Annotated in this window: 23 protein-coding genes; 15 read left to right on the forward strand and 8 right to left on the reverse strand. The window is 61.9% G+C overall.

Translation table 11 applies throughout. The features are described 5' to 3' along the window. The first annotated feature begins 112 nt into the window (after nt 1–112). From ECTPHS_RS08610 to ECTPHS_RS08670, 13 genes are all read left to right on the forward strand, one after another. Nucleotides 113–445: an ATP synthase subunit I gene (locus ECTPHS_RS08610; RefSeq protein WP_008932342.1), complete on the forward strand. Its 333-nt coding sequence runs from the start codon at nt 113–115 to the stop codon at nt 443–445. Nucleotides 446–460: 15 nt separating this feature from the next. Then, a complete protein-coding gene (atpB, locus tag ECTPHS_RS08615; RefSeq protein WP_040405600.1) occupies nt 461–1,234 on the forward strand; it encodes a F0F1 ATP synthase subunit A in 774 nt (257 codons plus the stop codon). 96 nt (nt 1,235–1,330) lie between these two features. After that, on the forward strand, nt 1,331–1,606 hold the full coding sequence (gene atpE / locus ECTPHS_RS08620) for a F0F1 ATP synthase subunit C (RefSeq protein ID WP_008932344.1): 276 nt from the start codon (nt 1,331–1,333) through the stop codon (nt 1,604–1,606). 59 nt (nt 1,607–1,665) lie between these two features. Further along, a complete protein-coding gene (locus ECTPHS_RS08625) occupies nt 1,666–2,136 on the forward strand; it encodes a F0F1 ATP synthase subunit B (RefSeq protein WP_008932345.1) in 471 nt (156 codons plus the stop codon). 10 nt (nt 2,137–2,146) lie between these two features. Continuing rightward, on the forward strand, nt 2,147–2,683 hold the full coding sequence (locus ECTPHS_RS08630; protein ID WP_008932346.1) for a F0F1 ATP synthase subunit delta: 537 nt from the start codon (nt 2,147–2,149) through the stop codon (nt 2,681–2,683). 13 nt (nt 2,684–2,696) lie between these two features. Further along, the gene (gene atpA, locus ECTPHS_RS08635) at nt 2,697–4,238 is read left to right on the forward strand and encodes a F0F1 ATP synthase subunit alpha (RefSeq protein ID WP_008932347.1); all 1,542 of its coding nucleotides are present in this window, start codon (nt 2,697–2,699) and stop codon (nt 4,236–4,238) included. Nucleotides 4,239–4,252: 14 nt separating this feature from the next. Next, on the forward strand, nt 4,253–5,113 hold the full coding sequence (gene atpG, locus ECTPHS_RS08640; protein ID WP_008932348.1) for a F0F1 ATP synthase subunit gamma: 861 nt from the start codon (nt 4,253–4,255) through the stop codon (nt 5,111–5,113). Nucleotides 5,114–5,157: 44 nt separating this feature from the next. Further along, nucleotides 5,158–6,540, forward strand: a complete 1,383-nt coding sequence (gene atpD / locus ECTPHS_RS08645) for a F0F1 ATP synthase subunit beta (RefSeq protein WP_008932349.1) — start codon at nt 5,158–5,160, stop codon at nt 6,538–6,540. Nucleotides 6,541–6,552: 12 nt separating this feature from the next. Next, on the forward strand, nt 6,553–6,981 hold the full coding sequence (locus ECTPHS_RS08650) for a F0F1 ATP synthase subunit epsilon (RefSeq protein ID WP_040405602.1): 429 nt from the start codon (nt 6,553–6,555) through the stop codon (nt 6,979–6,981). A gap of 87 nt (nt 6,982–7,068) precedes the next feature. Continuing rightward, nucleotides 7,069–8,433: a bifunctional UDP-N-acetylglucosamine diphosphorylase/glucosamine-1-phosphate N-acetyltransferase GlmU gene (glmU, locus tag ECTPHS_RS08655; protein ID WP_008932351.1), complete on the forward strand. Its 1,365-nt coding sequence runs from the start codon at nt 7,069–7,071 to the stop codon at nt 8,431–8,433. Nucleotides 8,434–8,580: 147 nt separating this feature from the next. Next, nucleotides 8,581–10,413 (forward strand): glutamine--fructose-6-phosphate transaminase (isomerizing), encoded by a 1,833-nt coding sequence (glmS, locus tag ECTPHS_RS08660; protein WP_008932352.1) that lies wholly within the window; start codon nt 8,581–8,583, stop codon nt 10,411–10,413. 175 nt (nt 10,414–10,588) lie between these two features. Further along, nucleotides 10,589–10,849 carry a MazF family transcriptional regulator gene (locus ECTPHS_RS08665; protein ID WP_238375882.1) on the forward strand — a complete coding sequence of 87 codons (261 nt, stop codon included), beginning with the start codon at nt 10,589–10,591 and terminating at the stop codon, nt 10,847–10,849. Then, nucleotides 10,849–11,211 carry a type II toxin-antitoxin system PemK/MazF family toxin gene (locus tag ECTPHS_RS08670; protein ID WP_008932354.1) on the forward strand — a complete coding sequence of 121 codons (363 nt, stop codon included), beginning with the start codon at nt 10,849–10,851 and terminating at the stop codon, nt 11,209–11,211. Before ECTPHS_RS08665 ends, ECTPHS_RS08670 begins: the two co-directional genes overlap by 1 nt. 22 nt (nt 11,212–11,233) lie before the next feature. On the opposite strand, the gene ECTPHS_RS08675 is transcribed toward ECTPHS_RS08670, so the two are convergent. Then, a complete protein-coding gene (locus ECTPHS_RS08675; RefSeq protein ID WP_008932355.1) occupies nt 11,234–12,661 on the reverse strand; it encodes a carotenoid oxygenase family protein in 1,428 nt (475 codons plus the stop codon). A gap of 132 nt (nt 12,662–12,793) precedes the next feature. Here ECTPHS_RS08675 and ECTPHS_RS08680 point away from each other — a divergent pair, with 132 nt between their 5' ends. Both ECTPHS_RS08680 and ECTPHS_RS08685 read left to right on the forward strand, forming a co-directional pair. Then, nucleotides 12,794–13,150, forward strand: coding sequence for a thiol-disulfide oxidoreductase DCC family protein (locus ECTPHS_RS08680; protein WP_246828345.1), 357 nt, complete (start codon nt 12,794–12,796; stop codon nt 13,148–13,150). 27 nt (nt 13,151–13,177) lie between these two features. Then, nucleotides 13,178–13,891, forward strand: a complete 714-nt coding sequence (locus tag ECTPHS_RS08685; RefSeq protein ID WP_008932357.1) for a hypothetical protein — start codon at nt 13,178–13,180, stop codon at nt 13,889–13,891. 13 nt (nt 13,892–13,904) lie between these two features. On the opposite strand, the gene ECTPHS_RS08690 is transcribed toward ECTPHS_RS08685, so the two are convergent. The 7 genes from ECTPHS_RS08690 to ECTPHS_RS08715 all read right to left on the reverse strand — a co-directional run bounded on the left by ECTPHS_RS08690 (nt 13,905) and on the right by ECTPHS_RS08715 (nt 21,301). After that, the gene (locus ECTPHS_RS08690; protein WP_008932358.1) at nt 13,905–15,800 is read right to left on the reverse strand and encodes an SLC13 family permease; all 1,896 of its coding nucleotides are present in this window, start codon (nt 15,798–15,800) and stop codon (nt 13,905–13,907) included. A 77-nt stretch (nt 15,801–15,877) separates the two neighbouring features. Continuing rightward, nucleotides 15,878–16,351, reverse strand: coding sequence for a hypothetical protein (locus ECTPHS_RS08695; protein ID WP_141565317.1), 474 nt, complete (start codon nt 16,349–16,351; stop codon nt 15,878–15,880). A gap of 322 nt (nt 16,352–16,673) precedes the next feature. Beyond that, a complete protein-coding gene (locus ECTPHS_RS08700; protein WP_008932360.1) occupies nt 16,674–17,420 on the reverse strand; it encodes a cyclopropane-fatty-acyl-phospholipid synthase family protein in 747 nt (248 codons plus the stop codon). Nucleotides 17,421–17,717: 297 nt separating this feature from the next. Next, nucleotides 17,718–18,212 (reverse strand): hypothetical protein, encoded by a 495-nt coding sequence (locus tag ECTPHS_RS14605; RefSeq protein ID WP_141565318.1) that lies wholly within the window; start codon nt 18,210–18,212, stop codon nt 17,718–17,720. A gap of 69 nt (nt 18,213–18,281) precedes the next feature. Next, complete coding sequence (locus ECTPHS_RS08705) at nt 18,282–19,115, reverse strand: hypothetical protein (protein ID WP_008932362.1); 834 nt, start codon at nt 19,113–19,115, stop codon at nt 18,282–18,284. 377 nt (nt 19,116–19,492) lie between these two features. Then, nucleotides 19,493–20,137, reverse strand: a complete 645-nt coding sequence (locus ECTPHS_RS08710) for a TetR/AcrR family transcriptional regulator (RefSeq protein WP_008932363.1) — start codon at nt 20,135–20,137, stop codon at nt 19,493–19,495. Between the two features lie 39 nt (nt 20,138–20,176). After that, nucleotides 20,177–21,301, reverse strand: a complete 1,125-nt coding sequence (locus ECTPHS_RS08715) for an ABC transporter permease (protein ID WP_008932364.1) — start codon at nt 21,299–21,301, stop codon at nt 20,177–20,179. Nucleotide 21,302: the final 1 nt, after the last annotated feature.

Genomic DNA, 21,302 nt, shown 5'->3' on the forward strand with positions numbered 1-21,302 from the left:
GTCCGGCGCCGGAAAAAATGGGTGAACCTCATTATCATTAACGAGTCAGACAAGCCGTTCGCCCGGGGCGGTCATGATTAATCGGACTGCAGCTTTGGTCCTCGGGCTACAGATGACCGTGGCGATTGCCGGATGGCTGATCGCCTTCGGGCTGGCCGGACCACAGGCCGCCTGGTCTGCATTGGCGGGGGGCATGATCAGTTTCATCTCGACGGCCTATTTCGCCCTGCGCGTCTTTTCCGGCCGGAGAGGGAAGCCGGCAAAAGTCATCGTGAGAAGTTTTTATGTCGGCGAGGCGCAGAAGATCCTCCTGACCGTCATCCTGTTTGTGGTTGCAATCGTGTGGCTGAAAGTGGATTTCCTGCCCATGTTCCTGACTTACATGGCCGGTTTCATGGCTTTCTGGCTGGCACTGCTGCCGATGCTGTCCGGTGCAAACGAGTAAAAGCGAGCGAACACCATGTCAATGGAATACGAATCTGCTGGGGATTACATCAAGCATCATCTGGGGCACCTGACGCTGGGTAATCCCGAGTCGTTCTGGTCGATCCACGTGGATACCATGCTTTTCTCCCTGCTTGCAGGCGGGGTGTTCCTCTACCTCTTCATGCAGGTGGCCAAGAGCGTCACCACCGGTGTCCCCGGCAGCCTGCAGAACTTCGTCGAGATCATCGTCGGCTTCGTGGATCAACAGGTGAAGGACACCTTCCACGGTCGTTCCGACCTGATCGCCCCGCTGGCACTGACCCTGTTCGTGTGGATATTCCTCATGAGCATCGTCAAGCTGCTGCCCTACGACCTGTTCCCCTACATTGCGCATGCCATCGGCATCGAATACCTGCGCATCAACCCCACGTCGGACATCAACGCCACCTTCGGCATGTCCATCGCGGTGTTCTTCCTGATCATTTTCTACAGCATCAAGATCAAGGGCGGTGTCGGCTTCGCCAAGGAGATGATGTTCCATCCCTTCGGCAAGTGGCTGCTGCCCTTCAACCTGGTCCTCAAGGTGGTCGAAGAGGTTGCCAAGCCCGTCTCCCTGTCCCTGCGACTGTTCGGGAATATGTACGCCGGCGGCCTGATCTTCAGCCTGATCGCCCTGTTGCCCTGGTACATCCAGTGGACCCTGGGGCTGTCCTGGTCCCTGTTCAAACTGCTGATCATCACCCTGCAGGCCTTCATCTTCATGGTGCTGACCATCGTCTATCTGAGCATGGCCCACGAAGACCACTGATGAATGACGTCTTCCCGGCCGGTGCATCACCGGCCGGGGTTCATTCAAACCAAGTTGTTCTTGCATTGTTTTGACCTTTCACATTTGGAGGAAGTTATGGAACTCGCACTTGCTGTCGCTAACGTTCAGGGTATGACCGCCATCGCTGTTGGCCTGATCCTGGGTATGGGTGCTCTGGGTACCGCCATCGGCTTCGGTCTGCTGGGTGGTCGTTTCCTGGAAGGCGCAGCCCGTCAGCCGGAAATGGTGCCGATGCTGCAGGTCAAGATGTTCATCGTGGCCGGTCTGCTCGACGCCGTGACCATGATCGGTGTGGGTCTGGCCCTGTTCTTCACCTTTGCAAACCCCTTCCTGGGTGCGGTGACCGGTTAAGGCACGGATCTTTTTCCGCGCATGCCATCCGTTAAACCGTCTCAAGGGGAGGTAGCAACGTGAATATCAATCTCACGCTGCTCGGCCAGATGATCACCTTCGCCCTGCTGGTGTGGGTCACCATGAAGTATGTGTGGCCCCCCATCATCAAGGCGATGCAGGAGCGTCAGAAGCAGATTGCCGATGGCCTCGCCGCCGCCGAGCGTGGCAAGCATGAGCAGCAGCTTGCCGAGGAAAGAGCCAAAAAGGTTCTTCAGGAGGCCAAGCAGCAGGCCGCAGACATCGTCGCCATGGCCCAGAAGCGGGCCAACGAGATCGTGGAGTCCTCCAAGGACACCGCGCGTCAGGAAGGCGATCGCATCAAGGCGGCTGCCCAGTCCGAGATCGAGCAGGAAGTCATCCGTGCGCGCGAAGAACTGCGCAAGCAGGTGGGTACCCTGGCCATCTCCGGTGCTGAACGCATTCTGAAGAAGGAAATCGACGCCAAGGCCCACAATCAGGTGATCAAAGACCTGGTGAGCCAGATCTAGGTGAGCCGCCATGTCTGAAAACACGACGGCCGCAAGGCCTTACGCCAAGGCGGTGTTCGAAGTCGCTCGTGATGCCAGCAATCTGGCCGGCTGGTCTGACCAGCTGGCCTTCATGTCGGCAGTTGCGCACGATCCGAACATGCGTGCCTTACTCGACAGCCCCAAACTCACCCGCGAGACGATCGCCAAGGCCTTCATCGAAGTGTGCGAGGGCAAGGTGGATGACGGCGGACGCAACTTCATCCGTCTGCTGGCGGAGAATGGCCGGCTTGCGCTGCTGCCGGAGATCACCGCCCTGTTCGAGGTGATGCGTGCCGACGCAGAGAACAAGGTGGAAGCCACCGTGGTCTCCGCTCAGGCGGTGGATGCGGAACAGCAGAAGTCCATCGCCGCAGCCCTGAAGAAGCGGCTCGGCAGGGAAGTGGAACTGGTCTGCGAAGTGGACGACAGCCTCATCGGCGGCGCCATCATCCGCGCGGGAGATCTGGTCATCGATGGCTCAGTCCGTGGGCGCCTGGCGCGCCTGGCCTCCAATCTGAGCCGCTAAGAGGATTCGAAATATGCAACTCAACCCGTCTGAAATCAGTGAACTGATCAGCCAGCGCATCAAGAGCTACGAGTCCGCGGCGGAAGCACGCACCGAGGGCACCGTGGTCAGCCTGTCCGATGGTATCGTCCGCCTGCACGGTCTGGCCGATGTCATGCAGGGTGAAATGATCGAGTTCCCCGGCAACACCTTCGGCATGGCCCTGAACCTGGAGCGCGACTCCGTGGGCGCCGTGGTGCTGGGTGACTACAAGCACATCAAGGAAGGCGACACCGCCCGCTGCACCGGTCGCATCCTGGAAGTCCCGGTGGGCGAGGCCCTGCTGGGTCGCGTGGTGAACTCCCTGGGCCTGGCCATCGACGGCAAGGGCGCCATCGAGACCAAGCACAGCTCCCCCATCGAAAAGATCGCCCCGGGCGTGATCGACCGCAAGTCCGTGGACCAGCCGGTGCAGACCGGTCTGAAGGCCATCGACGCCATGGTGCCGATCGGCCGCGGCCAGCGTGAGCTGATCATCGGCGACCGCCAGACCGGCAAGACCGCCGTGGCCGTCGACGCGATCATCAACCAGAAGGGTACCGGCATTAAGTGTATCTACGTGGCAGTGGGCCAGAAGGCCTCCTCCATTGCCAACGTGGTACGCAAGCTGGAAGAGCACGGCGCGATGGATCACACCATCATTGTCGCGGCCACCGCTTCCGACTCCGCCGCCATGCAGTACATTGCCCCCTACGCCGGTTGCGCCATGGGTGAGTACTTCCGTGACCGCGGCGAAGACGCCCTGATCATCTACGACGACCTCACCAAGCAGGCCTGGGCCTACCGTCAGGTCTCCCTGCTGCTGCGCCGCCCGCCGGGCCGCGAAGCCTATCCGGGTGACGTCTTCTACCTGCACTCCCGTCTGTTGGAGCGCGCCTCCCGCGTCAACGCCGAGTACGTGGAAGCCTTCACCAACGGTGAAGTGAAGGGCAAGACCGGTTCCCTGACCGCCCTGCCCATCATTGAGACCCAGGCGGGTGACGTGTCGGCCTTCGTGCCCACCAACGTGATCTCCATCACCGACGGCCAGATCTTCCTGGAAACCGACCTCTTCAACTCGGGTATCCGTCCGGCCATCAACGCCGGTCTGTCCGTGTCCCGTGTGGGTGGCGCGGCCCAGACCAAGATCATCAAGAAGCTGGGTGGTGGTGTGCGTCTGGCCCTGGCCCAGTATCGCGAGCTGGCTGCGTTCTCGCAGTTCGCCTCCGACCTGGACGAGGCCACCCGCAGACAGCTGGAGCGTGGCCAGCGCGTCATGGAACTCATGAAGCAGAAGCAGTACGCCCCGCTCTCCATTGCCGAGATGGGCTTCTCCCTGTATGCCGCTGAACAAGGCTACCTGGACGATGTGGAAGTGAAGAAGGTCGTGGACTTCGAACACGCCCTGCACGACTACCTGCGCTCCAGCCAGGCGGAACTGCTCGCCAAGATCAATGAGAAGGGCGACTACAGCGATGAGATCCAGGCCGGCATGAAGGCTGCCCTGGAAGACTTCAAGGCAAACCACAGCTGGTAACCGGGAGCTGACTTATGGCAGGCGCAAAAGAGATCCGCGGCCAGATCAAGAGTATCAAGAATACTCAGAAGATCACCAAGGCCATGGAGATGGTGGCCGCCAGCAAGATGCGCAAGGCGCAGGACCGCATGCTGGCGACCCGCCCCTATGCCGACAAGATCCGTCAGGTGATGGGGCACGTGGCGATGGCCCATGCCGAATACCGGCACCCCTACCTGGAGGAACGCGAGGTCAAGCGGGTGGGTATCATCGTCGTCTCCACCGATCGCGGCCTGTGCGGCGGCTTGAACATCAACCTGTTCAAGAAGACCGTGCAGACCATGACCGAATGGCGCAACAAGGGCGCGGAGATCGAGTTGTGCCTGATCGGCAACAAGGCGCTCGGATTCTTCCGGCGCCTTGGCGGCGAAGTCGTGGCCAATGTGGGCAACCTGGGCGACCGGCCCCGGTTGAATGACCTCATCGGCACCGTCAAGGTCATGCTGAATCACTACGACGAAGGTCGTATCGATCGGCTGATCCTGATGGAAAACGAGTTCGTCAACACCATGAGCCAGCAGCCCAAGGCCACCACCCTGCTGCCCATCGTGCCGACCGGCGAGCAGGAGCTCAAGCATCACTGGGATTACATCTACGAACCGGACACCGTGCCGGTGCTGGATACGCTGCTGACCCGGTACATCGAGTCGGTGATCTACCAGGCGGTGGTCGAGAACGTTGCCTGTGAGATGGCTGCCCGCATGGTGGCCATGAAGTCCGCCACCGACAACGCCGGGGATCTCATCCATGAGCTGCAGCTGGTCTACAACAAGGCCCGCCAGGCAGCCATCACCCAAGAGATCTCCGAGATCGTCGGCGGCGCCGCAGCGGTCTGAGGCCGACCCCGGTTCAAGATTTGAGAGACTAGAGGATTATCAACATGAGTGCTGGAAACATCGTTGAAATTATCGGCGCGGTGGTGGACGTTGAGTTCCCCCGTGACGCCGTGCCCAAGGTCTACGATGCCCTCATGGTGGAGGAGGTCGGCCTGACCCTGGAAGTGCAGCAGCAGCTGGGTGACGGTATCGTGCGTACCATCGCCATGGGTTCTTCCGACGGCCTGCGCCGCGGCATCAAGGTGACCAACAGCGGCAAGCCCATCTCCGTGCCCGTGGGCAAGGCCACCCTGGGCCGCATCATGGATGTGCTGGGCCAGCCGGTGGACAACGCCGGTGACGTCAAGGCCGATGAACACTGGTCCATCCATCGCGCGCCCCCCAGCTATGAAGAGCAGGCGGGCTCCACCGAGCTGCTGGAAACCGGCATCAAGGTGATCGACCTGCTGTGTCCCTTCGCCAAGGGCGGCAAGGTGGGTCTGTTCGGCGGCGCCGGTGTGGGCAAGACCGTGAACATGATGGAGCTGATCCGCAACATCGCCATCGAGCACTCCGGTTACTCCGTGTTTGCCGGCGTGGGCGAGCGTACCCGTGAAGGGAACGACTTCTACCACGAAATGAAAGACTCCAACGTGCTCGACAAGGTGGCCCTGGTGTACGGCCAGATGAACGAGCCGCCGGGCAACCGTCTGCGCGTGGCCCTGACCGGTCTGACCATGGCCGAATTCTTCCGTGACGAAGGCCGTGACGTGCTGATGTTCATCGACAACATCTACCGTTACACCCTGGCCGGTACCGAGGTGTCCGCACTGCTGGGCCGCATGCCTTCCGCCGTGGGTTACCAGCCGACCCTGGCCGAGGAAATGGGTGTGCTGCAGGAGCGCATCACCTCCACCAAGAAGGGTTCCATCACCTCCATCCAGGCCGTGTACGTGCCTGCGGACGACTTGACCGACCCCTCTCCGGCCACCACCTTTGCTCACCTGGACGCCACCGTGGTGCTGTCCCGTCAGATCGCCGAGCTGGGCATCTACCCCGCTGTGGACCCGCTGGACTCCACCAGCCGTCAGCTGGACCCGCTGGTCATCGGTCAGGAGCACTACGACACCGCCCGTGCCGTGCAGAACACCCTGCAGCGCTACAAGGAGCTCAAGGACATCATCGCCATCCTGGGCATGGACGAACTGTCCGAAGAAGACAAGCTGGTGGTGGCTCGCGCTCGCAAGATTCAGCGCTTCCTGTCCCAGCCCTTCTTCGTGGCCGAAGTGTTCACCGGCGCACCGGGCAAGTACGTGTCCCTCAAGGACACCATTCACGGCTTCCAGGCCATCGTCAACGGTGAGTACGATCATCTCCCCGAGCAGGCCTTCTACATGGTGGGCAGCATCGAAGAGGCCGTCGAGAAGGCGGAGAAGCTCAACAAGTAATCGGGGGCACCCATGGCTATGACGTTTCACGTCGACATTGTGAGCGCGGAGGAGTCCATCTACTCCGGTACGGCTCACATGCTGGTGGCGCCGGCAGAACAGGGCGAGGTGGGCATCCTGCCTCGTCACTCCCAGTTCGTGGCATTGCTCAAGCCCGGCGAGATCCGGGTGAAGGTGTCCGAGTCCGGAGAAGAGCATCACATCTTCATCTCCGGTGGTCTGCTGGAAGTGCAGCCCCATGTGGTGACTGTGCTGGCGGACACGGCCATCCGTGCCAAGGATCTGGACGAGGCCGAGGCCCTGGAAGCCAAGCAGCGGGCGGAAGATGCCCTGGCCAACCGCAAGGCCGACTTCGACTATGCCAAGGCACAGTCGGAGCTGATCGAGGCTGCGGCGCGCCTGCGCATGATCCAGAAGCTGCGCAAGAGCACCAACCAGTAAGCAGTACCCGGGAACACACGGTCATGCCGTCGGCATGGCCGTGTTTCCGTTTCCGCGCACAACCCAAGGCAGGACCTGCGGGTGACTATGGAAACCACCATCATCATCCTTGCCGCCGGGCAAGGGACACGCATGCGATCGGCACTGCCCAAGGTGCTGCATCCCCTGGGCGGACGCCCACTCCTTTCCCACGTGATCGAAACCGCGCTCTCACTCAGGCCCGAGCGGCTTGCGGTGGTCTATGGCCATGGCGGCGATCAGGTCCGTGAGCGACTGGCCGACGCCCCCGTCACCTGGGTGGAACAGCGGGAGCAGCGGGGTACCGGCCACGCCGTGGCCCAGGCCCTGCCGGTGGCCGGTCCCGATGACCGGGTGCTGATCCTCTACGGCGATGTCCCCCTGGTGGGTGCCGCCAGTCTGCAGGCCTTGCTGGACGGCCTGGACGACCACGCCCTGGCGGTGCAGTCCATGATCCTGCCGGATCCCACCGGCTATGGTCGCATCATCCGCGATGACCGGGGCAGGCCCCTGCGCATCGTCGAGCAGAAGGATACCGACACCGGCGAGCAGGCCGTGAACGAGGTCAACACCGGTTTCATGGCGGCCCGTCGCGCCGCCCTGACGGGATGGCTGAACCAGCTCTCGCCGGACAACGCCCAGGGTGAGCTGTATCTCACCGACTGCATCGGTCTGGCGGTGGCCGAAGGCGCTCCGGTGACCGTGATCCCGGCCACGGATGCCGATGAGTTCATGGGCATCAACGACCGGGTGCAACTGGCGGCCATGGAACGCCTGTATCAGCGGCGCCAGGCCGAGGCCCTGATGCGTGTCGGCGTCACCGTCATGGATCCCGCCCGGCTGGACATCCGCGGCACCGTCACCGCCGCTCGGGATGTCACCCTGGACGTCAACGTGATTCTGGAAGGCCATGTGGTGCTGGGCGAGGGGGCGCATATTGGTCCTCACTGCGTGTTGACCCATGCCCACGTGGGTCCTGGTGCGGTGATCCGCGCCCACAGCGTGATCGAGGATGCCCGCATCGGCCCTGGTTGCACCATCGGTCCCTTCGCCCGTCTGCGGCCCGGCACCGAATTGGACGACGGGGTGCATGTGGGCAATTTTGTTGAGATCAAGAAGAGCCGGGTGGGGCAGGGCAGCAAGATCAACCACCTGAGCTACGTGGGCGATACCCGAGTGGGCCGCCAGGTCAACATCGGTGCCGGCACCATCACCTGTAACTACGACGGGGTGAACAAGCACCAGACGGTGATCGGTGACCACGCCTTCATCGGTTCCAACACCGCTCTGGTGGCCCCGGTCACCATCGGTGAGGGTGCCACCATCGGCGCCGGCTCCACCATCAACCAGCCGGCCCCGCCGGGCCAGCTCACCCTGACCCGTGCCCCCCAGGAAACCCGCCCGGATTGGCAGCGGCCGGTGAAGAAGCGCTGAGTAGAAAACGCCCTTCTTCCCTCGTGGGAGAAGGGCCAGGGATGAGGGGGGGGAAGCCAAACCCTGCCACCCGGTCAAACCCACCCCTCACCCCAACCCCTCCCGAAAAGCGAGAGGGACCCGAAGACCAGCAGAGGCCAGCAGACCATGTGCGGAATCATCGGCGCCATCGCCCAGCGTGACGTAGAACCCATCCTGATCGAAGGCCTGCGCCGCCTGGAGTACCGCGGCTACGATTCCGCTGGTCTGGTGGTCCTGAACCCGGATGCCGGCCTGCAACGGGAACGGGCCGTAGGCAAGGTGGAAGCCCTCGCCCAGCGCCTGGCCGGTGACGGCCTGCGCGGCACCCTGGGCATCGCCCACACTCGCTGGGCCACCCACGGCAGCCCCACCGAATACAACGCCCACCCTCACATGAGCCGTGACCACATTGCCGTGGTCCACAACGGCATCATCGAGAACTACGCCGAGATCCGCGGCGAACTCAAGGCCAAGGGCTATGACTTCACCTCGGACACCGACACCGAAGTGATCGCCCACCAGATCATGGATTACTGCCGCCAGGGGATGGACCTGCTGGAATCAGTGCAGCGGGCGGTGACCCACTTCACCGGCGCCTACGCACTGGGCGTGATCGCCCGCGACCAGCCCGACCGCCTCATCGCCGTGCGCCAGGGCAGCCCGCTCATCATCGGCGTGGGCATCGGCGAGCACTTCATCGCCTCCGACATCCAGGCCATGCTGCCGGTGACCCAGCGCTTCATCTATCTGGAAAACGGTGATCTGGCGGAACTGCGCCGGGACCAGGTGCGGCTTTTTGATGCCGAACTGCGGCCGGTGGAACGCCCGGTCACCGAAAGCAGCCTCACCGCCGGCGCCGCCGACCGGGGCCGCTACCGGCACTTCATGCTCAAGGAGATCCACGAACAGCCCCGGGCCGTGGCCGAGACCCTGGAGGGCCGCCTGTCCGGTGACGGGGTGCTGGAAGGCATCCTGGGTCCTGACTCCGAGGCCCTGCTCAAGCGGGTGAAGTCGGTCCAGATCCTGGCCTGCGGCACCAGCTACCACGCGGGCATGGTGGCCGCCTACTGGATCGAGGGTCTGCTGGGTCTGCCTTGCCGGGTGGAAGTGGCCAGCGAATTCCGCTATCGCCGCCATGCCGTACTGCCCGACTGCCTGTTGCTGACCATCTCCCAGTCCGGCGAGACCGCCGACTCCCTGGCCGCCCTGCGGCAGGCACGGGAAGATGACTACCTGGGCTCTCTGGCCATCTGCAACGTGCCGGAAAGCTCCCTGGTACGGGAGTCCGACATGGTCCTTATGACCCATGCCGGGCCGGAGATCGGCGTGGCCTCCACCAAGGCCTTCACCACCCAGTTGGTGGCCCTGTTCCTGCTGGTCCTAGCCCTGGGCCGTCATCATGGCCTGGATGCCGCCCGCATCCGGCATTTCGTGGAACAGCTCCGCGCCCTGCCGGCGGTGATGGAAAAGGTGCTTCACCTGGACGCGCCCATCGAACGCCTGGCCATGACCCTGGTGGAAAAGCAGCACGCCCTGTTCCTGGGGCGGGGCTGCCACTACCCCATTGCCCTGGAAGGTGCCCTCAAGCTCAAGGAAATCTCCTACATCCACGCAGAAGCCTACCCCGCCGGCGAACTCAAGCACGGCCCCCTGGCCCTGGTGGACGGGGACATGCCCGTGGTGGTGGTCGCCCCCAACAACGCCCTGCTGGAAAAGCTCAAGTCCAACCTGGAAGAAGTTCGGGCCAGGGGCGGGCATCTGCTGGTCTTCACCGATGACGTGGAAGCCCTGGGTCACGACGGCGCCATCCAGAGCCTGGTGGTGCCGCCGGTGGACGACTGGCTTTCCCCCATCATCCACACCATACCCCTGCAACTGCTGGCCTATCACACCGCTGTGCTCAAGGGCACCGACGTGGACCAGCCCCGTAACCTGGCCAAGTCAGTCACGGTGGAATAGGGGGCGGCGTCTTCGGTCCTATTGTGTGGGATGAAACTTTATTTTCATCCCACAACCGTTGTCAGGATTGCGGGAATTGAAATCTGTCTGGCAGGTAGATACATATGTTGACACCTGTTTTCATGCCGACTATGGTAGGCACATTGTGCGTCCATGGCGGTTGGCCGGGGGGGATATGCAAAGCCAAATCAAGCGTTGGGGAAACAGCGCGGCTGTGCGCCTGTCCAGCAAGATTCTGGCTCAAGCCAAACTGGACATTTCCAGCCCGATCACCATTGATGTGAAGGCCGGAAAAATTGTGATCGAGGCTGCCGAGAAGGCGCCGCGCAAGGTCAACCTTCCCTTCTCGGAAGCCGAGCTGCTGAAAGGGCTTGATGCCCATGGTGCTCACGCGGACGAGCTTGCCCGACCCTCCTCGGCCGAGGTGGGGGATTGATGGTTCAGTACGTTCCTGATCGAAACGATATTGTCTGGCTGGACTTCGAGCCCACCAAGGGCAAGGAGATCGGAAAATACCGACCCGCGCTGGTATTGTCATCCAGGCAGTACAACGGGCAGACTGGATTGCTGATCTGCTGCCCAATCAGCACAAGCATTCGCGGTACTGCCACCGAGGTTCCCGTGAGTAATCTGGACAAGCCTTCCGTAGTCGCGTCAAGCCTGATCCAGACCCTGTCCTGGAAAGACCGGAAAGCCGATTTCATCACCAAGGCCGAGAACGGCGTAATGGATCAGGTGCTGGTCCGCATTCTCCCCCTGATCGGGGCGGACAGCGTGATTGAGAAATTCGTTTCCTGACCCCGTTCGCAAAATCGGCCACCTACCCGGCGTGATCGGGCAGGAATTCTCCGTGAAAGCCGAAGGGCAGGGGGATGGGCAGGATGGCCCGCGCCCGTTCTTCCAGGGTGCGGGCATCCAGGATCAGCAGGTGACTGGTGCCGGCGGCGGCGTCCAGGATCACGCTCAGCAGCACGCCATCGTCCTCCTCGGTGGCACCGGGTCTGGGCACGAACACCGGTTCGCCGGGGTAGCCGTCGGCCTCGCTCCAGGTCAGGTGCGTGCCGCGTCCGACATCCAGCTTCACCAGTTCATCCATCAGCGCCCCGGGGACATGGTTGCCGGTTCCGTAGACGTAACGATAGTCCCGTCCACTGCATCGGGTGGCATGGATGCGCGGCAGCTCCAGGCCGCGTTCACCGAGCACGGTGCGGGTCGCGGTGCCCCGGCGGACATCCAGCGTGAAGCGCCATGCCTCGCCGCAGGCCGGCTCCGTCCAGCCCCGGCGCAGGGGTTCCAGGTACAGACGGCGGATGACGTCGGCATCCGGATAGGCGGCCAGATCCACCTGCAGCCGACCGGCCTGGTCCTCGAAGGCGTTGATGTGGTGAAAGGCAAAGCAGGGCTCACCCACGCAGGTGGCCAGGTGGGTGCCACGCTGCCGGTCGAAAACCTGGAAGCGGGTACCAAGCTCCGGTAGCCAGCGGAAGTTTTCGATGAACGGCCGGCCCGTGATCAGCATGTCCAGGGGCGTGACCACCAGCGGAAATTCGCTCAAGATCAGGTGGTGACGGGTGAGGGCGAAGCTGTGCATGTAGGCGGGGGTCTTCACCGGCAACCGGGCGATGATCCGGCGCCGACGCGTGCCGGCGGGGATGCGGAACAGCAGGTATTCGCTGTTGAGGGCGAACCGTATCCCGAAGCCGTAGAGATCCCCGCCGTGGCTGTCCGCCATGGGGTGGGCCGTGCTCAGGTGCAGCTCGGTGGTGTCGGTGAAGGGCAGGGCGCCCCGTGTCTCCAGGGTGTCCGGATCGAAGGCCGTCGGGACGGGCGTTTCGGTCAGGCACACGGTCTGACCGGCCATGAGGGCAATGTTCACGTTGGTGTTGTCCGTGAGGACGGGATGCGCCAGTCCTCGCAGGCGTTTGAGCAGGGAACGATGGGTGTCGGTGGCGAATCCTGAACCCTGGATACGTCCGTTGTGCCGGGCCTGTTCCAGGGTGCGAGTGGCCAGATGCCGGTTGCGAAACCCCACGCGCCCGCCTCGCAGGGTGAAGGACTGCAGCATGGCCAGCCCGTCGAACCAGTGACGGCAGTGGTAGTCGCCGGTCTCGAACAGGCCTGGACCGTTGCGCAGCAGCACCCCCTCCAGCCAGTCGGGCAGGTGTCCGCGCAGGGGCAGGGCGTCCTGATCCACCTCCCGGCCCTGGGACGTGACGCCCAGGTGATAGCCAACCCTTGCTGCCGTCATATCAAGCTCCCGTTCCGCCAACTGTCAACGCGAAAGAACCCGGATTTACTAAGGTTACATCGCCATCAGGATGCATGAGGGTTAGAATGGTTCTACACGATTTCCGCAAATGAATGAATCCCGGAGGTGACCGTGCCGACCGAATCGCAACCTCGCCTTTACTATGACGCCTCCTGTGGGCTGTGCCGGAAGGAAATCAACAAACTGCGTCCCCGTCTGGAGCCGCGGGTCCGGCTGATCGACATCAGCGCCGCCGATTTCCGGCCGCCCGAGGGCTATTCACTGGAAGCCCTGCTGACCCGCATCCATTATTTCGACGGTGAACGGATGCGGGTGGGCTTTGCCGCCACCCTGGGTTACTGGCGCGCGGCGGGCATGGGCAGGACCGCCGCCCTGTTGAGTCTGCCGGGGCTTTTCCATTGCGGTGACTTTGCCTACAACCAGTGGGCCAAATGGCGCCGCAGACACAGCAGTCAGTGTACGATCTGAAGATCATGCCCGCACCCGGTTCCTCCCATGAGTTCAATCCTGAATCCCGCCGTTCCCGCCTGGCTGAACCTGTTTCGCCGCGCCCCCGTCGTCGATGACACCACCCGTGCCTGGATCCGGGACGTTCACGCGTGGGCCATGGCGCAGCAGGATGACCTGCGTCCCCTGGACCAGGCCCACCTGGTCATGCCCATCCGCGAACATTTTCCGGCCCAGGTACAGTCACCCCACGAGGCCGCCGTGGCCACTTTTACCGCCATTCGCCGCCATGCCGGGCTTGAAGCGGTGCCGATGCGGCTGGTGCCGGCCGGTGACGGTACACGGTTTCCGGCGATACCCAGCGAGGCGGAGCCGCTGGTGCTTGAGTACGACCCGTTTTTGTGGACGAACCGTCAGGCTCTGGTGGCCCAGTTGGCCCGGGATCTGGCCGGATGGTGGATGTACACGCGTGCCCGACCGGCACCGGCCCAGGAGGGCAACGAGGCCCACGTGGCGGAGCTGGTCGCGGTCTGGATGGGATTCGGGATCTTCCTGGCCAACACCGCCTTCATCAGCCGGGTGGGTGGATGCGGCAAATGCGCCGGTCCGGCCATCGACCGGTCCGCCTCGCTGGGGCGCCCGGAGATCGCCTATGCCCTGGCCTGTTTCTGCCGCGACAGGAAGATTGCGCCCGGCGAGGCCAGATCCTTTCTGGAGCCCCCGTTAAAGGGGCTGTTCCGCCAGGCGTTGCGGCTGGTGTAGGGAAGACGATCTCTCACAGCGGCCACACCACCAGCAGCAGGGGTATCGAGACCGCCACCACGATGATCTCCAGGGGCAGGCCCAGCTTCCAGTAGTCGCTGAAGCGAAAACCGCCCGGACCGAGGATCAGGGTGTTGTTCTGATGGCCGATCGGGGTGAGGAAGGCGCAGGAGGCGCCGATGGCCACTGCCATCAGGAAGGCGTCGGGACTCACGCCCAGGGCGGCGGCGGTGCCGATGGCAATGGGACACATCACGGCGGCGGTGGCGGCATTGTTCATCAGGTCGGACAGGAACATGGTGACCACCAGGATCAGCGCCAGCCCGACAACGGCATGACCCTGCGCCACGTTCTCGATCAGAAGGCGGGCAATCAGGTCCGCCGTGCCGGTGGCCTCCATCGCCCCCGCCACCGGGATCAGGGCACCCAGCAACACGATCACCGGCCAGTCGATGGCATCGTACACCGCTCGCGGCGGCACGGTGCGCAGGGCCATGGAAGCCAGCACCCCGATGGCAAAGGACACTGCCGCCGGCAGCAGCCCGAAGGCGGCACCGCCGACCGCGAACAGCATGATCAGGCTGGCCTCCCAGATCTTGCGCTTGTTGGGGATGCGCAGCTCCCGCTGGGCCAGGGGCACGCAGGCATTGTCGGAGGCAAACTCCGAGATGGACTCGGGCGGACCCTGCATCAGCAGCAGGTCGCCCGACTGGATCGCCATCGAACGCAGCCGCTTCATCGAACGCTTGCCCTCCCGGGACAAGGCCAGCAGGTTCACTCCGTAGCGCGTGCGCAGGAGGATGTCGCTGGCCGAGCGTCCGGACAGGGGCGAGTTGGGCAGTACCGCCAGTTCCATCAGCACGATGTCACCGGATTTCAGCGGGGCTTCGGCGGCCTCGATGTCATCACCGTCGCCGTCGTCCCGTTTCCGGGGCGTGTCCGCATCCTTGCCTTTTTTGTCCTTGGCCGCGGCGGTATCGGCCTTTGCATCCGCTTCGGGGATCTCGTCCTTCTCGGGCTTGACCTCCTCTTCCAGCTTCAGGCCGAGGATGGACAGCACATCGGTCAGCGCGTCGGCCTCGGCCTCGATCATCAGGATGTCGCCGGCATGCACCTTGCGCCACGAATTGGCGGCGATGATGCGCACCTCCCTCTGCACCAGGCCGATGATCTGGGCATCGACATCGGCGAGCGCATCCTCGATCTCCCGCAGCCGCATACCCGCGGCCTTGCTGTCTTCCAGGACGCGCACCTCGGTGATATAGGCGCCGGATTCGAAGCCCTCGATGCCTGACTGCTTGCGTGCCGGCACCAGTCGCCAGCCGATCAGGGCGACGAACAGCACACCCGCCAGTGCGACGGCCAGCCCGATCGGCGTGAAGTCGAACATGGCAAAACTGCCCAGCCCGGTTTCGGCGCGAAAACCGGAGACGATGAGATTGGGCGGGGTGCCGATCAGCGTGGTCATGCCGCCGAGAATGGTGCCGAAGGCCAGCGGCATGAGCACCTGTCCGGGGGTGAGTTCGAGTCGCTGGGACAGATGGATCGCCACCGGCATGAGCAAGGCCATGGCCCCCATATTATTCATGAACCCCGACAGGAAGGCCCCCAGGCCCATCAGCGCCATGAGGCTGAGCATGCGTCCGGACTGGGCCGGCAACACGGTGCGCGCCAGCACGTCCACGGCCCCCGAAGTCTGCAGGCCGCGACTGAGCACCAGCACGCAGGCAACCGTGATCACCGCCGGGTGGCCGAACCCGGCGAAGGCATCGCGGGCGGGCACCAGGCCCACCACCACGCAGGCCAGCAGGGCACCGGCCGCCACCATGTCGTGGCGCCAGCGTCCCCACAGGAACATGGCGACCGTTGCGGTCAGGATGGTCAGAATGAGCCATTGATCCTGTGTCATCACTCGTCATTCGCCCTGGAGCATCACGGGTTCACGCGTCATTCCCGCGAAAGCGGGAATCCATCCAGTGGCCACGATTAAAGGGGGCCGCCACCCTGGCGCCAGTTATACACCATCACCACCACCCCGATCATCAGAGCCACATTCACACCGACCCGCGGCAGCGTGCCATGCCGACCGATCCGATAGATGGCAAAGCCATAGGCAATGGCGGCAGCCAGACCCACCACCCCCGCCAACAGCAGAAACACCATCGAGCCCGCATGGGCCTGGGCCCCGGGGTTGGCCTGGACCAGCGACTTCAGCGTGAGCCCGGCCACCAGCACGAACACCCACTGCGACAGCAACCTACTCTCAATGTAGTAAAAGCCCTGATCGAAGGGATTGTTGAACTGGCGCACCGGAAAACGATGGAAAAGAAGCGACATGTTCGACGCCTCCCGGATGGGGAAGAAGAACAACGCCAGCCCGGCCGCGATCAGCGCCCCCATCCAGAGATCCCTGATTGCGCCGCTTTGCAGAATCAGGATCTGCAGGATGGCGCCGAGCAAAAGGAAGGGTACCGGCGAGTAGTAGCAGGCCAGTTCCGCGTGGCAATGGGTACACTCGAACCGGTTGGCCGCGGAGTGGGGCCATCTGCCCCAGACATGCAATAGCACGGTGGGGAAAAAGATGGTCTTCCGTTTGCAGGCAGGGCAGGTGAAGAGCATGAGGCACCGGATCGGAGGCGTGGGATGAAGCTCGGAAAAGAGATTAACCGACAAACATGCTTTCGGGATATCGGCAGCCCACTCTCCAGCTGCCGAAAGCACATGGCCATGATCGCCGTGTGCTCCCGAGATTCCTCAAACTATCCGGATTGCCAGACCCTCATCACCGTGCCATCAGAGCGAATACCCCCCATCCAAGATACTCACGCGTGTATGCGACGTGGCGCCTGGGGGCTTCATTCAGCTGGGATCGAATCTCTTGTGCAAAGTCGTCATCGGGATTCGCTTCAAGCCACCGGCGCATGGTGAGCCATTTGGCCGCCTCGTATCGGTCCCAACCTTCCTGATCCGCCAGAACCATTTCCACTACGTCGTAGCCGAGCTCGTCAAAAGACGCAACCAGCTCAGGGAGCCCATGAAGGTCCGAGATAGAATTGGCAAAGCACTTCTTGGCAACCTCTTCCGACGGCGGTAACTGACGCCAATAGGGTTCACCGATGAGGATGATTCCGTTGCTGTTGAGACTCTTTTCCAAAAGCTCAATGGTGCCGGCAACTCCGCCACCAATCCATGTGGCACCGACACACGCAGCCACATCGCACTTGATGTCGGCGACATAGCCGGCAGCATCGCCATGAATGAATTCCACTTTATCGGTGACACCGAGTTCTTCAGCGCGGAGTTTCGCTTGCCGGCTGAACAACTGGCTCATATCGACACCGATGCCGGTAATCCCGAAGTCCCGTGCCCAAGTGCAGAGCATTTCGCCCGAACCGCTGCCGAGATCGAGCAGGCGAGTTCCGGGTTCAAGGCGCAACACAGCGCCGAGGGTGGCGAACTTTTCTGGCGTGAAAGGATTATGAATGCGGTGAGCACTTTCGGTAATGTTAAAGATACGTGGGATATCCAATGTGGAAAGCCTCTTTAACGAACATGAATGAATGCCGGCATGGTTCAACGCCAGCGGGAACGGGGGTGCCGAAGGAGTGCTGCAACCTGGATTGGTGTCCCTGTGAGAATCGAGCTGAATGGTAGTCGAACTGAGGTCTTACTGAAAGAGCCGGAATGAGCAATGCTCAGTAATGGCTGAGACACGGTGAAGGCCCGAACCTCCGGCAACGAGAGAGACCCGCATGCGGGGTGTTGTGGAGGCCGGGGGAGAAAAACCCCCGGCTATCCGATTGGGCTGCATTTTCAGTACCACAGATCATCGTCCATTTATGGGGCATTGGATTTTCTGTGCGTTCTCGATCCAGTCCAGCGTAGCGTTGTGAAGAATATGACTCATCTCAAGCTCATTCTTCAATGTCACAGCATACACAGCCACATCGCGCCAAGTTTCTCCTTCAAGTCTTGGAACTGGCCCAGGCCGTTCAAGCAGCGGGTGATCCGAATCAACGCAGAATGCTGACCATGAGTATTGCTGCGCCTCTGCTTCAATTTTCCTTAGGTGCGCCTTAGTGAGTGATTCTTGTTCAAGAACTTCCTTAGCCCAAAATTCAAGCTCTGAACTTGTGGGTCCTAGATCTTTGAGCACATCCACCGCCATACGGACAAGTTCAATTTGCCGCCCAGTTTCTGAGAGTTGCGCTTGATAGGACCATCCGAAATACGCGATAACCACAGGCACCAGCACGGCCGCAGCAATCTTTGCAATTGCTTCTGCTATATCCAGCGTATCTCTATCTTCTCGTAGTTTCATGACGCCCAACGACCAAGCTGTGCGGCGCAAACGAAGCGCAGCGTAGTTTGCGTCCGAACGAGCGACTTGTTAGGGGCGAATTGCAAGAATATGCAATCTCTTGATCTCGCCATTCTGAAATTCAAGTTTCCCCACCACCTTTATTTCCCGCGCTTTCGCCATTGCCAAAGAGTAAGGGTCATCAATGATTTTACCCGATGGGTCAGCCACAGATCCTGGAATCCGTTTTTCCTCTCCATGCCGAGAAAAGCGCACTTTGCATGTTGCATTCTCTTTATCGAATTCAGTAATGAACACATGAAACTCCTCTTCATCACCAAGCTCTATAGGCTCTTCTTCTAGAATTCTGCGCTTTCTCTCAGGATTTATAAGTAATGGAGAGTATTCGTTGCGCCCTATTTGCAGCGTTTCACATGTGATATTTACTGGCGCAACGGCTTGCTTTAGAGCCGGATGAAGATCATCGGCCATTTTTTCGATGAGTGAGAGCATCTTCATGACAACAAGCCGATCACGCATACCGCTTTCCATTATTTGGCTCTCAAGTGCGAGAAGGCGCTTTTCGGCTTCTGTTGGTTCTTTGCTCTTTTTCGCAACAATATAGGCGACGATCGCTGCTACGACAGAACCAGCAAAACCTTGAAATATAGGATGTTGTGATACCGCCTTAATGAACGCCAGAAGCTCAAAACACTTTGCTTGGGGCTCTTTCGTAACAACCCGAATCTGATGCGAATCGTAATGAAACCGATATTCGCCCGTTACGACGAAATTGGCACATACAGAGATGATTCGCGACACTCCAATCAATGACTCACCAAGAAGGCCTAGCTCGATCTCGTGTTCTACGGCATCGATTCCTTCGTACCGCACCGGAATAGGCTCCATCAGACCATCAGCCATTGTTGACTCCCTTTGTAGCCCCTAACAGAGATTAGACAGAGTCGGCCTTTCCCAGGAAAGACAGACTCTTCCATATCGGTGATATACAGAATAAATCCTCGCCATCTGCCACCCCCATCCGGGCACCAGACACCCCCTGGCCCCAGCCAGCCCCGCATGTAAACTCACGAATCAATGAAAGGAAACCCAAAGAAAAACCCACCGCCGAAGCCCACCCGCTTCACCGGCACGGTCCCATCGCCACCCGGGGCGGGTGGCGGGAAGATGCGTCAGCACACAGTTGGCCGGTATTGCACCGGCCCTGTTGATCTCCATGCCTCCGGCTCCTTGCCGAAAATCCACACTGCTACCAAGGCTAGTTCATTTTGTGACGATTTTCACGCCTCCACCGGCTCCAGCAATTCCATCAGCAGTTGTGCATGGGCGCGTCTGAGGTCTTTCAGGCTGGCCTGGGTGGCTTTTTCTCCAAAGATCATCCGTGTGATGGCGGCGTACAGGGCCGGGGCCATGAGTAGTTCCGCCTGCTGGGTGAGGGGGCTGTGGCGTACGAGGCCCCGGGCGCGGCAGTGCTCCAGCATGGTCTTCTGTTCCTTCAGATAGATGTCCAGCACCTCGCGGCGCCAGTAGTCCACCAGGTGGGGGGCGCGGTGGCTCTCGGTGATCAGCAGGCGCAGGGCGGCGATGAAATCCGGGTCGGTAACCCGGTCGTAGGTGTGTGCAATGAAGGCGTCCACCACCTCCGCCAGGGTGTCACCATCGTCCAGCATCCATTTGCGGTTGTTGAAACTGGGACTGAGCACCTTGAACAGCAGGCTCTCGAAAATCTGGTCCTTGCTCTTGAAGTGGGCGTAGAGGCCGCCCTTGGACAGACCGGCCCGGGCGGCGATGTCATCCATCCGGGTGGCGGTGAAGCCTTTCTCCGAAAACTCGATCAGGGCCGCTTCGATGATCTGCCGCATGCGTTCTTCGGCGGCGAGGCGGCGGCGTCTGGCGGGAGGCCGGGGGGCGACGGTGCTGGACATGATGACTTTCCGGTTGCCGGTATGGGGGGCGCGCGTTCTTCAGGCCATGCGCCCCAGGGTCTTGCGGAAGCGGGCCAGGGAAACGCTGAAGAGTACCGTACCGATCAGGAGCAGGAACAGGCACTGGGGCCAGATCACGTCCAGGCCGGCGCCCCGGTAGAGGATGGCCTGGCCCAGTTCCACGAAGTGGGTGGTGGGGGCCACCAGCATCACCTGTTGCACCAGCTCGGGCATGCTTTCCCGTGGCGTGATGCCGCCGGAGAGCATCTGCAGGGGCAGCAGCACCAGGACCATTAGCATCCCGAACTGGGGCATGTTGCGGGCCAGGGTGGCCATGAAGATGCCCATGGAGGTGGTGGCGAACAGGTGCAGGGCGGCGCCCAGCAGGAACAGGGACACCGAGCCCTGGATGGGCACGCCCAGCAGGCCCCGCACCACCAGGAACAGGGACGCCGTGGCGGCCAGCAGGACCACCAGGCCCATGGACCAGATCTTGGCCAGCATGATTTCACCGGGGGTGACCGGCATCACCAGCAGGTGTTCCACCGTGCCGTGCTCCCGCTCCCGGATCAGGGCGGCGCCGGTGAGGATGATGGAGAGCAGGGTGACGTTGTTGATGATCTGCATCAGGGCGCCGAACCAGACCTCGTCAAGGCCGGGGTTGAAGCGGGCGCGCAGTGCCAGATCCACCGGTGGCCCCGTGGCGTCACGGTAGCGCTGCACGAATTCCTGCACCTCCGCCATGACGATTTGCTGGATGTAGGTGTTGCCGATGAACGCCTGGCTCATGCGGGTGGCGTCCACGTTGAGCTGGATGTCCGGCGAGCGTCCGGCCAGCACGTCCCGCTGGAAGTTGGGCGGGATGTTGAGCACGAAGGTGTAGCGTCCGGCGTCCAGGCCCGGGTCCATCTCGGCCCAGGTAATCAGCGCCGGTCGCTCGAACATGGGTGGATAGAAGGCCGAGGCGATGCGGGCGGACAGGGGGGACTGGTCCTCGTCGACGATGGCGATGGCGGCCATGTTGATGCCGGAGGGGAGGGCGGTGGCGGCGGTGTACACCGAGATGGTGACGGTGTAGAGGATCAGGACCAGCATGATCGGGTCCCGCAGGAGGCTCCACAGTTCCTTGACGCCCAGGCGATGGATGTTCATGAGGCGGCGCATG

The sequence above is a fragment of the Ectothiorhodospira sp. PHS-1 genome, assembly GCF_000225005.1.
GTDB lineage: Bacteria > Pseudomonadota > Gammaproteobacteria > Ectothiorhodospirales > Ectothiorhodospiraceae > Ectothiorhodospira.